Below are 13,605 nucleotides of genomic sequence, written 5' to 3' on the forward strand. Positions count from 1 at the left end.
GTGGCGAAAAAACGGCCGGATTCCCGCCGTAGCGCTACCAACGCGAGCTTCAGCCCTGCGCGACGCACTGACGAGGCATCCTCACAGCGTGACCTCGTTGAGCTTGCCGGTGGCGACGTCGAAGACGAAGCCGCGCAACGACTCATGCTTGGTGACGAACGGGCTGGCCTCGATCCGCCGCAATGACTGACGCACGTCCTCTTCGAGGTCGACGAATGACTCAGCCGCCCAGTTCGGCTTGATACCGGTGTCGTCCTGGATCTGCTGTTTGAAACCGTCATCAGTGAAAGTCAGCATGCCGCAATCGGTGTGGTGGATCAGGATGATCTCCTTGGTCCCCAGAAGACGCTGACTGATGGCCAGCGACCGGATCTCGTCATCGGTGATGACACCGCCGGCATTGCGGATGACGTGTGCCTCGCCGTCACCCAGACCGAGGATCCGATACACGTCCAGCCTGGCATCCATGCACGCCACCACCGCGACGTGCTTGCTCGGCGGCAGCGGCAACGGCCCGGTGAAGGTCTCGGCATAGACCTCGTTGTTGGCCAGGTACTGATCGGTGACAGACATATTTCGACGCTAACCCCGCAATGGGCGGCACGGCTAGCGGCAGAATCAGGCTGAGTCGATGGGGTGCCCGCTGCGTGGAACGAGCGACAGCCGTCCTGCCGGGGGTGCAGGACGGCCGCCGCAGTCGGGACGTCAGGGACGTGGCGACGACAGGTCGTACACCGGAGTGTCGCCGACCAGGGTCTTGGTGAAGTGCGCCTTCACCCAGTCGGTGATCTCTGCGGCACTCCCGTGCTCTTCGCGCGGCGGCCCTGCAGGTCCACCGCGACCGCCCTCGGGCCGATCCAGGAAGTACCGGACCTGACCGTCTGCGACGTACTGCTGGAACTGCGCGAGTGTCGGCGAGTTGTCACTGCCGGTGAACCCGCCGATCGCCATCAGCGACTCCCCCGTCCTGAGCTCGAGGTCGCTGACCATCATCGACCCCACACTCGCTGCGGCCCAACGGCCTTCGGCGCCCGAGATGAGCTCGGCCAGGGCCGGATCATCGGCTCGCCCGAAGCCCGGCGGCGGGCCGCCCGGCCCACCTGGACCGCCGAACCCGGAGTCCCGCTCGGGACCCGACATCGCGATCGGTCCACCGCTGTGACCCGCAGCCACCGTCTCCACGGTGTAGGCCGCGGTCGCACCGAAGCCGAACATCATGGCGGCCAAGGCCACCACCGCGGTCAGCCTGCCGGGACGGTGGGCGACGACAGCCAGGGCCACCGCGATGAGCACCGAGCCGACCAGCACGATCCAGCGCAGCGCCGGTAGCCAGTCGGGGGTCCGGTCGAGCAGGACGAAGGCCCACACCCCGGTGCCGGCCAGCATGACCGCCAGTACCAGCCGCGAAGCCAGCCGTGCACGAACCCGCCACAATTCGGCGACCGATATGCCCACGACCGCGGCCACGGCGGGCGCCAGCGCCACGGTGTAGTAGGGGTGGATGATCCCGTCCATGAAGCTGAACACCACGGCGGTGACCAGGAGCCAGCCGCCCCACATCACCAGGCCGGCCCGCAGCCCGGCGGTCCGCGCGGTGCGCCGCGTCAGCCACAGTACGGCCACCAGGCCGATCAGCGCGGCGGGCAACAACCACGATGCCTCGGTACCCATGGACATTCCGAACATCCGGCCGATGCCCGGATCGCCGCCGAACATCAGGTTGGCGCCGCCGCCGGGTCCCTGACCGGGTCCGGGGCCGCCCGGGCCGTGGCCAGGCCCCGGGCCCTCCTGCCCCATGATGCGTTGCAGGCCGTTGTAGCCGAATGCCAGTTGCAGCAGGCTGTTGTCGGTCGAACCGGCGATGTAGGGCCGGGAGTCGGCCGGCCACAATGCCACCAGGGCGATGTACCAACCAGACGAGATGACCATCGTCGCCGCGCCGATCAGCAAGGTGCCCAATCGTTTCCAGATACCGACCGCGGGTGCGGCCACCAGGAACATCAACGCCAGGCCCGGCACGACCAGGAACGCCTGCAGCATCTTGGTCAGGAAGGCGAAACCGAGCGCACATCCTGCCAGTGCCACCCACCCGGCGCTGGCCCTGGCCGATACCGGGCCGACCGCGCGCACCATGAAGTAGGCGGCGAGCACCAGAAGCAGTACCAGGAGCGCATCGGGATTGTTGTAGCGGAACATCGAGGCCGCCACCGGCGTCAACGCCAGCGCCGCCCCGGCGATCAGCGCGGCGCCGGGACCGCTGGTCCGCCGCACGGTGGCGTAGAGCAGTGCCACCGCACCAATGCCCATCAGTGCCTGTGGCAGCAGCATGGTGAACTCGTTGAAGCCGAACAGCCGGCCTGACAACCCCATTGCCCACATCGCGGCCGGCGGCTTGTCCACCGTGATGGCGTTCCCGGCGTCCAATGACCCGAACAGCCAGGCCTTCCAGGACTGGGTGCCGGCCTGGGCCGCGGCTGCGTAGTAGCTGTTGGCCCATCCCGACGATCCCAGGCCCCACAGGTAGAGCACCGCGGTGCCGGCCAGCAGAGCCCAGTAAGAGGGGCGAACCCAGCGCGGGGTCAGAGCCTTCGGAGATTCCGCGGTCGCTTCCGCGGAAGCCGGTGCCGCGTCAACGATGGTCGTCATAGCCCTGTCTCTCGGTTCGACCCGGCGGCACGCCGCGTCCGCGAGGGATGGAATACCCACCCCCGCAACAGTACGAAGCGCACCACGGTGGCCAACAGGTTGGCTGCCACCAACACTGCAAGTTCGACGCCGCGGTGCGGCACGGGCGCCACGAAGTGCAGGAGTCCCAAGGATCCGCTGGTGATCGTCAGCGCGATCGCGAACACCGTCAACCCCTCAAGATGATGGCGGGTGATGTTGCCGGCGCCGGCGATACCGAACGTGAAACGGCGGTTGGCGGCGGTGTTTCCGATCGCGGTCACCAGCAGGGCCACCAGATTGGCGGCCTGGGCGCCGACGCCGGCCCGCAGCGCCGTGAACAGCAGCAGATAAGCCAGCGTGGACACCACGCCGACGGCGCCGAAGCGCACCGCCTGGCGCAGCAGGGATCGGGGGGCACCCGATTTCCGCGACGATCCCAGCTGCGCGGCGATGGTGTTCACCGGGATCGAGCCGTTGGCGAATCCGCGTAGCAACCGGCCGATGCCCTTGAGGTCTGCGGTGGCGGTGGCGACGATGTCGACCCGGCTGTCCGGATCGTCCACCCAGTCCACCGGCACCTCGTGGATACGCAGGCCACTGCGCTCGGCCAGCACCAGCAGCTCGGTGTCGAAGAACCACCCGGTATCGGCGACATACGGCAACAGCCGGTGGGCAACATCGGCCCGGATCGCCTTGAATCCGCACTGGGCATCGGAGAACCGAGCTGCCAGAGTTGATTTCAGGATCAGGTTGTAGCAGCGCGAGATGAACTCGCGCTTGGCTCCGCGGACCACCCGTGAGCCGCGACCCAGCCGGGTGCCGATGGCCAGGTCGGAGTGACCGGAGATCAGCGGCGCCACCAACGGCGCGAGCGCGGCCAAATCGGTGGACAGGTCGACGTCCATGTAGGCCAGCACCGGTGCGTCCGAGGTTGACCACACGGCGCGCAGTGCGCGTCCGCGCCCCTTCTCCTCCAGTCGCACCACCCGCACACCGTCGAGTACGGAGGCGAGTTCGGCGGCGATACGCGGGGTGTCGTCCGTGCTGGCATTGTCGGCGATGGTGATGCGGACGGGCACGGCGAAGTTCTCTTCGAGGTAGCGGTGCAGCCGCCGTACCGAATGGGCAAGCGCCGCCTGCTCGTTGTACACCGGCACGACAATGTCGAGCACTGGAACCCCGGCCTCCCGGGCGGCCAGTGCGGCGTTGGGCCGTGACGCGAATCGGAACCGCTGCTCGGGGTCTTGGACCAAGGTTGTCATGACTTCATCGTTCTCCGGCGGCTTGTGATCTGGGTGGGGCGAAGCTATGCGCCTGCTATGTGTTCGTCGCACGCTGTGTCAGGTCGTAGATGGTCACGTCGTCGACGGCGACCGGGTTGTAGTGGGCCTGTACCCATTCCGCGATCTCGGTGGACGCCTGGCTGCCGCTCGGCATATGTCCGCCGAATCCGCCCGCCATGATGTGGGAGCGGATGAAGTAGTGGATCGCGCCGTCGTCGACCAGCTGTCGGAACTCCTGAAGCGTCGGCGCGGGATCGGTGCCGTTGAAACCGCCGACGGCCATTACCGGTGCACGAGTGGCCAATTGGTATCCAGCGGCATTGGACGAACCCACCACTGCTGCCGCCCAGGTGTAGCGGTCGGCATCGGCGGCCAGCGTCGCGGTCAGAGTCGGACCGGGTTCCGGTGCGGCGAACAGTCCGCCGAAACCGCCGCCGCGCGACGGCCCGACGGACGGTATCGCCCCGTTGTGCGGACTTGCCGCGGTGGCGATCGAGTATGCGGCCGGACCGGCCAGACAGGCCCCGACGGCCAGCGCCGCGGTCACCCGCACCATCGGGCGATCCAGCCGTCCCACCATGAGCAGAAGTACCGCCGCCCCCACTCCGCCGACTGCCACCGCGGCCCGCAGCCACGGATACGGATCGTCGTGGCGGGCCAGCAGTACCGCCGTCAGGATCGCGGTCACGAGCACCGCACCCGACATCGCTGTGGCGGCACGGATATCGGCGCGGTGCCGCCACAGCAGCGTGGCGCCGATCCCGGTCACCGCGCCGATCGCAGGGGCGAGTGCGACGGTGTAGTAGGGGTGCACGATGCCGTTCATGAAGCTGAACACCACCGCGGTGACCAACAGCCAACCGCCCCACAGGATCAGAGCGGCACGGGTCGGATCGGTGCGGGCCACGCGGCGGGTCAGGTAGAGCCCGGCCACCAGGCAGATCAGGGCGGCGGGCAGCAGCCAGGCGATGTCGGCGCCCATCTGGGATCCGAACAACCGGCCCGGCCCGACATCGAAGTTGAGGTTTCCCAGGCCGCCCGTCTCGTCCCCGGTCAGTCGTCCCAAACCGTTATAGCCCAGGGCCAATTCGACGATGCTGTCATTCTGCGAACCACCGATATAGGGCCGTGCCGAGGACGGCCACAGCTCCACCAACACCAGATACCAACCACCGCTGAGGACCATGGCGACACCGGCGGCGACGACATCGAGCACCCGCCGGCCCAGTGGGCGGTCTCCGGCGATCAGCGCCGCGGCGGAAACGGCCGGCAGCACCAGGAACGCCTGCAACATCTTGGCGAGGAACCCGAAGCCGACCGCGACCCCGGCGCCCACGAACCACCAACGGCTGGCATCCTTTTCGATCCCGCGCTGCACGCAGTAGGCCGCCGTGACGAGCAGCAGCACCAGCAGTGCGTCGGGGTTGTTGAACCGGAAGATCAATGCGGCCACCGGCGTCAGCGCCAGCACCGTACCGGCCAGCAGACCGGCCCACGGGCCGGAGGCCCGGCGCACCGCGGCGTAGAGCATCGCGACCGCTCCGACACCCATCAACGCCTGCGGCGCGAGAACACTCCACGAGTTCAGTCCGAACAGGCGCACCGAGAGGTCGATGATCCACAACGCCGCAGGTGTCTTGTCGACGGTGATGGCATTGCCCGCATCGCTGGACCCGAACAGCATGGCGGTCCAGTCCTGGGCCCCGGCCTGCGCCGCGGCCGAGTAGAACGCGTTGGCCCACCCGCTGCTCGACAGGTTCCACAGATAGAGCACGGCCGTGCCGGCCAACAACGCCGCGAGCGCGATGTGTCGGGCGACCGGGCTGGAGGGGCCGGGATTCGTACGGCCGGGCCCCGAGGCAGCCGGCGTTGCCGTCTCCTGCTCGGCAGCGGGATCTGCGGCAACAAGGGTCACTCCTCCATGTTTGCCGCGGCCGCTAGGTGTCCGATTGGTCCGTCCTGTGTGTGCCCTGTGAGCTCGTCCCAGGCAGCCGCACCACGAACTCGGTCGAACCGGCGGTACTGCACACCTCGATGGTGCCACCGTGCGCCTTGACCACTGCGGCGACGATCGCCAGGCCCAACCCGGTACTGCCCTCCCGTCGTGACCGCGACGAATCGCCGCGGGCAAACCGCTCGAATACGTCGGGCAGCAATGCCGCCGGGATACCGGGGCCGTCGTCGGCGACGCTCAGCAGTACCGCGCCCTCGTCATTGTTGCCGGGCTTCAGCGCAACCGTGACCGAGGTTCCCGCTGGGGTGTGGGTCCGGGCATTGGCCAGCAGATTCGCCAGTACCTGATGCAGCCGGGCCTCATCCCCCTCGACCATCACCGGGTCCTCGGGCAGGTCGAGTGCCCACTGGTGGTCGGGGCCGGCGATGTGCGCGTCGCTGACCGAGTCGACCACGAGCCGGGACAGGTCCACGCTCTCGCGTTCCAGGGGCCGGCCGGCATCGAGGCGGGCCAGCAACAGCATGTCCTCGACCAGTTGCGTCATCCGCGTCGTCTCGGACTCCACCCGATTCATCGCGTGGGCCACATCGGCGGGCAGGTCATCGCGTTTGCGCTGGGCCAGCTCGGTGTAACCCCTGATCGCCGCGAGGGGCGTTCTCAACTCATGGCTGGCATCGGCGACGAATTGGCGTACCCGGGTCTCACTGGCGTGGCGGGCCGACAGCGCGCCGGCGATGCGGTCGAGCATCCGGTTCAGCGAGGTGCCCAGCTGACCGACTTCGGTGTGGGCGACGGCCGGGTCGACGGGCACGATCCGCGTGGGCAGCTGCACTTCCCCACGATCGAGTTCGAGATCGGCCACTTTCCGTGCCGCCGCCGAAACCCGTGACAGCGGGGCGAGTTGACGCCGAATGATCAGCGTGCCCGCGGTCGTCGCGGCGATCAATGCGATGGCCGCCAGCAGGCAGAACATTCCCAGCACCCACAACAATGTGTCGTCGACGACGGCGGTCGGCAGGCCGGTCACGATGATCTGCGAGCCGCCGTGGCGCGGGTGCAGGCCGATCAGCCGGTAGCGGCCCAACCCGTCGAGGTCGACGGTCTGGGGATCCCGGGTTCCCGGAATCTGGGCCAGCTGTGCCGCCGCGGCTGCGGTCACCTCGATCCGCTCCCCTTCACCCGTGATCACCCCGGCATCCACGGGCCGATGGGGCGACACCACGGCACCGACCGTGCGAGCGGCCTGCCCTGGCGCGTTGAGAAATCCGGGGCCCGGCCCTTCCTCTGGATCGAACGGCACGCGATGGTGGCCGCGCATCCCCGGCGGAGGCGGGGATCCCGGTGGCGGAGGCGGCAATTCGAAGATGGCCGCCGAGCGCCTTCCGGCCTCGATCAGTTGCTCGTCCAGCTGGTGCATCAGAAACCGCTGCAGCGCAAACTCCGTGGCCACCCCGATGCTGGCGCACACCACGGCCAGCAGGGCCACCTGGGTGACAACCAGCCGGGCGCGCAGCGACCAGGTCCGCGGTGACCACCACCGAGTGGCGCTTCCGGTCCCGGCAGTCACCTCAGCGCGCGGGACGGAGGACATAACCCGCACCGCGCAGAGTGTGGATCATCGGATCGCGCCCGCTGTCGATCTTCTTGCGCAGATACGACACATACAGTTCGACGATGTTGGACCGGCCACCGAAGTCGTAACTCCACACCCGGTCCAGGATCTGGGCCTTGCTCAACACCCGCTTGGCGTTGCGCATCATGAATCGCAGGAGCTCGAACTCGGTGGCAGTCAATGTGATCGAGTCACCGCCGCGGGTCACCTCATGACTGTCCTCGTCGAGCACGAGATCGCCGACGATGATCTTCGCGCCGCCGTCCTCGCTCGTCACCCCGGTGCGCCGGAGCAGTGCCCGCAACCGCAGCACCACTTCCTCCAGGCTGAAAGGCTTGGTGACATAGTCGTCGCCGCCCGCGGTGAGACCCGCGATGCGGTCCTCCACCGAATCCTTGGCGGTCAGCAGCAGCAGCGGCAGGCCGGGAATCTGCTCGCGCAGTTTGCGCAGAACGTCCAGACCGCTCATGTCGGGCAGCATCACGTCGAGGACGACGACATCCGGCGGGTTCTCCCGGGCCGCGGTGATCGCGCTCGCGCCATCTCCTGCCGTGGCGATGTCCCACCCCTCATAGCGCAGCGCCATCGACACCAGTTCGGCCAATACGGGCTCGTCGTCAACCACCAGGACCTGGATCGGGTTGCCGTCGGCGCGGCGCATGACAGCGCGCCCGGACTCGGAATCGGTGCCATTGGTCGTCATGCTCACCCGTTCAGTATTCGCCGGCTCGATAGGCCCGAACTGAGCGCTGTCTATGCGCCAGCTGTGAAAGAGGGCCATATCCGGCGCAGAGCACGCACACAGCCGACTCACAGACAACACCTGCACCGTGGACCGCATGAGCATCCGACACACGGCCGCCGCAGTCGGCATTGCGGCGGCGATTGCCGGGCTCGGCGGCGCGACGATCTACGCCGCCACCGAAACCCACAGCTCGGGCTTTCCCGGGCCACCGCCCGGCATGCGCGGGCCGGGAGACCGGCCCGACCCGGCCACCGTCCACAGCGAGTCGGTGCTGGCCGACCACGATGGCAGCTACACCACGGCGCTGACGCAGACCGGCACGATCACCGAACTGACGGCCACCTCGGTCACGGTGCGCAGCAACGACGGGTTCATCCAGAGCTACACCTTGCCGGCCTCCGCCCAGACCCCGTTCGGGGTCGACGACCGGGTCCTGGTCCGGGCCACCCGCACCGGGCCGGCATCAACCGAAAGGCCGACCGTCACCAGCATCGGTGAGGCCCCGAACCGTCGGCCCTCCCCCTAGTTGCCGTAGCCGTCGGGCAGTTGCGCTTTCACCGTCGGCTTCGCGAAAGACGTTTCCAACTCACTGGGAGCTGTTGTCTTCGTTACGGTTTCACCGACATTGACCGCAGGCACCGCCGCGCTCGTCGGCGCCTCGGCCAGCATCGCGCCGAGGGCGCACATCATCACCAGTGCGATCGCTCCCACACCGGCCATCGCATGGTTGGTCCGCTTGTTGCGTTCGGCTCCTGTCATACAGACCTCCCTACCCGGGACCCACGGGCAAGGTAAACCGGCCGCGTCGCCTACCGGCTGACGGGATCAGCCGTGATCAGTGCGGAGTGGCAAACCCAGGCGGAGTCGTCGCCGATACCGTCGGTGAGGCCTCGGATGTCTCCGGAGCCGTCGGCGGAGTTGTCGGAGTGACGGTCTGTCCTGTGGTGATGGCAGGCGGTTCGACCCGCTGCTGGGCGCCGGTGAGACCACCGCCCACCCCGACTCCGAGCATCGCTGTGGCTAACCCGCCGATCGCGCCGATGCCGGCAGAGATCAATTTCAGATTTCGCTGATTGTTTTCCTTCGCGCAACCCATGCGCTCACCTCCCGCCGCCTCGTATATCCGATGCGGCCGGAGGCGAAACCACTACCAGGCGCCTCGCCCGGCGATCAGTGCGTGACGGCGAATCCGGACGGCGGCGTATAGCCCCTGATCCCAGGTACGGCCATCGAAACCGCCGGTGCAGTCGGAGGCGTCGTATCCGTGCTGGTCTGGCCGACGTTCATATGGGATCCGGACGCCAGCGCCGGCGAGCCCGGGGCCCCGACACCGTCCGAAATGGCTCCGATGACTCCCAGCCCCACCACTGCCGCACCACCGGTTACCGCAGCGATCACTTTCACATTCTTGAGCCCGCTGACCTTCATGTAATTCAGTGAACTACCGATTTCTATGCCGAGGCTGTGGCTCGACTGTCAGTTACCCACCGAGTGCGGGCGCGCCCGTGATCTCACACGACGACGGTGACCGGATTCCGGTTCCGGCTGATCTACCCTGTCTGGCATGCAGCCGTGGGTGGGAAGAACCGGATGACGCGCTTTCTGGCGCGCCGGCTGCTCAATTACATCGTGCTGCTGGCTCTGGCATCGTTCCTGACGTTCACCTTGACGTCGCTGAACTTCAAACCGCTCGACAGTCTCGAGCAGCGCAATCCGCGGCCACCGCAGTCCGCGATCGACGCAAAAGCCGCTGAGCTAGGCCTCGACCAGCCCATTCCGCTGCGCTACGCGAACTGGGCCGCCGGCGCGGTCCGCGGCGACTTCGGCACCACGGTGACCGGCCAACCGGTAGCCGACGAGTTGTGGCGACGCATCGGGGTGACCTTGCGGTTGCTCGTCATCGGCGCGATATCGGGCACCGTGATCGGCGTGGTGGTCGGGGCCTGGGGTGCGATCCGCCAGTACCGGCTGTCGGACCGCGTCATCACCGTGGTGTCCCTGCTGGTGATCAGCACACCATCGTTCGTGATCGCCAACATGCTGATCCTCGCCGCGCTCAACGTGAACTCGGTACTGGGCGTCCAGATTTTCGAGTACACGGGGGAAACGGCGCCGGTGCCCGTCGGCGGCGCCTGGGACCAGTTCGTCGACCGGCTCCAGCACCTCGTGCTGCCGACGCTCACGCTGGCGCTGATAGCCATCGCCGGCTACAGCCGCTACCAGCGCAACGCGATGCTCGACGTGCTCGGCCAGGACTTCATCCGCACCGCGCGGGCCAAAGGGCTGACCCGGCGTCGCGCCCTGTTCAAGCACGGGCTGCGAACGGCACTCATCCCGATGGCCACCCTGTTCGCGTACGGCGTGGCCGGGCTGGTCACCGGTGCGGTGTTCGTCGAGAAGATCTTCGGCTGGCACGGCATGGGCGAATGGGTGGTACAGGGCATCGCCACCCAGGACACCAACATCATCGCGGCCATCACGGTGTTCACCGGCACCGTGATCCTGGTCGCCGGCCTGCTCTCGGACGTCATCTACGCGATGCTCGACCCGAGGGTGAGAGTCACATGACCCAGACCTCCGCCCCCACCGGTGATGCCGCCGCGGCCCGCTCGGGTCTGCACACCGAGGAGTTCGCCACCCGGCGCACCCTGGTGTTCCGGCGGTTCCTGCGCAACTGGCCCGCCGTGGTGTCGCTGGCACTTCTCGTGATCATGTTCGTGGCCTGCTACACGCTGCCGTCGGTGCTTCCCTACAGCTATTCGGACCTCGACTACTACGCGCTGCAAGAGCCGCCGTCGGTCGACCACTGGTTCGGCACCAACGCGCTCGGGCAGGACATCTTCGCCCAAACCCTGCGCGGCATGCAGAAATCCATGCTGATCGGTGTCTGCGTGGCGTTCATCTCGACCGTCATCGCCGCCACGGTCGGATCGGTGGCCGGATACTTCGGCGGCTGGCGCGATCGCACGCTCATGTGGATCGTCGACGTGCTGCTGGTGGTACCCAGCTTCATCCTGATCGCGATCGTCACGCCGCGGTTGAGCCAGTCCGACCGGGTGTTCTGGCTGATCGTGCTGCTCTCGGCGTTCAGCTGGATGATCAGTTCGCGCATCGTGCGCGGGATGACCCTGAGCCTGCGGGAGCGCGAATTCGTGTTGGCTGCACGCTATATGGGTGTCAGCAGTTGGCGCATCATCGTCCGGCACATCCTGCCCAACGTGGCATCCATCCTGATCATCGACACCGCGCTCAATGTCGGGGTGGCGATCCTGTCCGAAACCGGTTTGAGCTACCTGGGATTCGGCATCCAGGCGCCCGACGTATCGTTGGGCACGCTGATCGCCGACGGCACCAAATCCGCCACCACGTTCCCGTGGGTGTTCCTGTTCCCGGCCGGGGTACTGGTGCTGATCATCCTGTGTGCCAACCTGATCGGTGACGGCCTGCGCGACGCACTCGACCCGGGAAGCGGCCGGCTGCGACGCAAGAAGGCACGCCGATGAGCGAACTACTCGAAGTATCCGGCCTGACGGTGGACTTTCCGACCGACACCGACGTGGTACACGCGGTGCGGGGCCTCAACTTTCACGTCGGCGCCGGTGAGGTGGTCGCGCTCGTCGGCGAGTCCGGCGCCGGGAAATCGGCCAGTGCCATGGCCGTGGTCGGGCTGCTGCCCGAATTCGCCGAAGTCTCCGGATCGGTGCGGCTGCGCGGCGAGGAGCTCGTCGGCTTGTCCGACGCGCAGATGTCACAGGTCCGCGGTAACACCATCGGAACGGTGTTCCAGGACCCGATGTCCGCGCTCACGCCGGTCTATACCGTGGGCGATCAGATCGCCGAGGCTCTCACCGTCCACAACCGCGATCTGGGCCGACGCGCGGCCCGTATCCGGGCCGTCGAACTGCTCGAGCTGGTGGGCATCGCTCAACCCGAGCAGCGTGCCCGGGCCTTCCCGCACGAGTTGTCCGGCGGCGAACGCCAGCGGGTGGTCATCGCCATCGCCATCGCCAACGACCCCGATCTGCTGATCTGCGACGAGCCCACCACCGCCCTCGACGTCACGGTACAGGCCCAGATTCTCGAGGTACTCAAGACCGCACGCGACGTCACCGGCGCCGGGGTACTGATCATCACCCACGATCTCGGGGTGGTGGCCGAATTCGCCGACCGCGCCATGGTGATGTATGCCGGGCGGGCTGTCGAGGACGCTCCGGTGACCCGGTTGTACGAGAAGGCCCGGATGCCTTACACCGTCGGCCTGCTCGGCTCGGTGCCACGCCTGGATGCCCCGCAGGGCACCCGCCTGGTCCCGATCCCCGGGGCGCCGCCGTCGCTCACCACGACGCCGCACGGCTGCCCCTTCGCCCCGCGCTGCCCGCTGGCCATCGACGAGTGCGACGCCGCCGAACCCGAACTGATCGAATTGGCGCCGGGCCACCACGCCGCCTGCATCCGCACCGACCAGGTCAGCGGGCACAGCGCCGCCGAGATCTATCAGGTGACCGGCACCGGCACCACCGCCGCCCCCGAGGCCCGGCCCGCCGATGCCGACGTGGTGCTGCGGGTGCGCAACCTGTCCAAGACCTACAAACTGACCAAAGGGGCGGTGCTGCGCAGGCAGGTCGGTGAGGTCCGGGCCGTCGACGACGTCAGCTTCGACCTGCGCGGCGGCCGCACCCTCGGCATCGTCGGCGAGTCCGGATCGGGCAAATCCACCACCCTGCACCAGATTCTGAATCTGTCTGCACCGCAGTCGGGTTCGATCGAAGTCCTCGGCTCCGACGTGGCCACCCTGAACCGGCGAACGCGCCGCGCCCTGCGCACCGACCTTCAAGTGGTGTTCCAGGATCCGGTGGCTTCACTGGACCCGCGGCTGCCGGTGTCGGATGTGTTGGCAGAGCCGTTGACCGCCAACGGTTTCGACAAACCGCGGATCGACGAGCGGGTGGCCGAGCTACTCGAGTTGGTGGGCCTGCGACGCGCCGACGCGGGCCGCTATCCGGCCGAGTTCTCCGGCGGGCAGAAACAGCGCATCGGGATCGCCCGCGCCCTGGCATTGCAGCCCAAGATCATCGCACTCGACGAACCGGTCTCCGCGCTCGATGTCTCGATCCAGGCCGGGATCATCAACCTGCTGCTGGACCTACAGGACCGGTTCGGCCTGGCCTATCTGTTCGTCTCCCACGATCTGTCGGTGGTCAGGCACCTGGCTCACGATGTCGCGGTGATGCACAAGGGGGCGGTCGTCGAACAGGGCTCCGGCGACGAGGTGTTCGCCAACCCGCGGCACGCCTATACCCGCAAGTTGCTGGCCGCGGTTCCGCAACCAAAGCCGGTCGACTGA

General features: G+C 67.6%; 13 protein-coding genes. 4 read left to right on the top strand and 9 right to left on the bottom strand.

Annotation, left to right across the window (positions count from 1 at the left end; genetic code table 11):
* Positions 1–81: 81 nt before the first annotated feature.
* The 6 genes from ACWEFV_RS08335 to ACWEFV_RS08360 form a co-directional block, all read right to left on the bottom strand.
* Positions 82–573, bottom strand: a complete 492-nt coding sequence (locus ACWEFV_RS08335) for a beta-class carbonic anhydrase (protein ID WP_450069795.1) — start codon at positions 571–573, stop codon at positions 82–84.
* Between the two features lie 132 nt (positions 574–705).
* Positions 706–2,646, bottom strand: coding sequence for an ArnT family glycosyltransferase (locus ACWEFV_RS08340; protein WP_450069796.1), 1,941 nt, complete (start codon positions 2,644–2,646; stop codon positions 706–708).
* Positions 2,643–3,929 (bottom strand): glycosyltransferase, encoded by a 1,287-nt coding sequence (locus tag ACWEFV_RS08345; RefSeq protein ID WP_450069797.1) that lies wholly within the window; start codon positions 3,927–3,929, stop codon positions 2,643–2,645. Before ACWEFV_RS08345 ends, ACWEFV_RS08340 begins: the two co-directional genes overlap by 4 nt.
* Before the next feature lie 55 nt (positions 3,930–3,984).
* Positions 3,985–5,757 carry an ArnT family glycosyltransferase gene (locus tag ACWEFV_RS08350; protein ID WP_450070153.1) on the bottom strand — a complete coding sequence of 591 codons (1,773 nt, stop codon included), beginning with the start codon at positions 5,755–5,757 and terminating at the stop codon, positions 3,985–3,987.
* 130 nt (positions 5,758–5,887) lie between these two features.
* Positions 5,888–7,495, bottom strand: coding sequence for a sensor histidine kinase (locus ACWEFV_RS08355; protein WP_450069798.1), 1,608 nt, complete (start codon positions 7,493–7,495; stop codon positions 5,888–5,890).
* On the bottom strand, positions 7,473–8,177 hold the full coding sequence (locus ACWEFV_RS08360; RefSeq protein ID WP_135460199.1) for a response regulator transcription factor: 705 nt from the start codon (positions 8,175–8,177) through the stop codon (positions 7,473–7,475). Before ACWEFV_RS08360 ends, ACWEFV_RS08355 begins: the two co-directional genes overlap by 23 nt.
* A 178-nt stretch (positions 8,178–8,355) precedes the next feature.
* Here ACWEFV_RS08360 and ACWEFV_RS08365 point away from each other — a divergent pair, with 178 nt between their 5' ends.
* Positions 8,356–8,787, top strand: coding sequence for a hypothetical protein (locus tag ACWEFV_RS08365; protein ID WP_450069799.1), 432 nt, complete (start codon positions 8,356–8,358; stop codon positions 8,785–8,787).
* Here ACWEFV_RS08365 and ACWEFV_RS08370 read toward each other — a convergent pair.
* The 3 genes from ACWEFV_RS08370 to ACWEFV_RS08380 all read right to left on the bottom strand — a co-directional run bounded on the left by ACWEFV_RS08370 (position 8,784) and on the right by ACWEFV_RS08380 (position 9,689).
* Entirely contained in the window at positions 8,784–9,020 is a 237-nt protein-coding gene (locus tag ACWEFV_RS08370) for a hypothetical protein (RefSeq protein ID WP_450069800.1), read from the bottom strand. The genes ACWEFV_RS08365 and ACWEFV_RS08370 overlap by 4 nt on opposite strands.
* A 76-nt stretch (positions 9,021–9,096) precedes the next feature.
* Entirely contained in the window at positions 9,097–9,357 is a 261-nt protein-coding gene (locus tag ACWEFV_RS08375) for a hypothetical protein (protein ID WP_450069801.1), read from the bottom strand.
* A gap of 74 nt (positions 9,358–9,431) precedes the next feature.
* A complete protein-coding gene (locus ACWEFV_RS08380; protein WP_450069802.1) occupies positions 9,432–9,689 on the bottom strand; it encodes a hypothetical protein in 258 nt (85 codons plus the stop codon).
* Positions 9,690–9,851: 162 nt separating this feature from the next.
* Here ACWEFV_RS08380 and ACWEFV_RS08385 point away from each other — a divergent pair, with 162 nt between their 5' ends.
* The 3 genes from ACWEFV_RS08385 to ACWEFV_RS08395 are packed head-to-tail and all read left to right on the top strand — an operon-like array spanning position 9,852 to position 13,605.
* Positions 9,852–10,829, top strand: coding sequence for an ABC transporter permease (locus tag ACWEFV_RS08385; protein WP_450069803.1), 978 nt, complete (start codon positions 9,852–9,854; stop codon positions 10,827–10,829).
* The gene (locus ACWEFV_RS08390; protein WP_135457102.1) at positions 10,826–11,764 is read left to right on the top strand and encodes an ABC transporter permease; all 939 of its coding nucleotides are present in this window, start codon (positions 10,826–10,828) and stop codon (positions 11,762–11,764) included. Before ACWEFV_RS08385 ends, ACWEFV_RS08390 begins: the two co-directional genes overlap by 4 nt.
* Complete coding sequence (locus tag ACWEFV_RS08395; RefSeq protein ID WP_450069804.1) at positions 11,761–13,605, top strand: ABC transporter ATP-binding protein; 1,845 nt, start codon at positions 11,761–11,763, stop codon at positions 13,603–13,605. The genes ACWEFV_RS08390 and ACWEFV_RS08395 overlap by 4 nt, the downstream gene beginning before the upstream one ends.

This window comes from Mycobacterium sp. NPDC004974 (genome assembly GCF_053600815.1).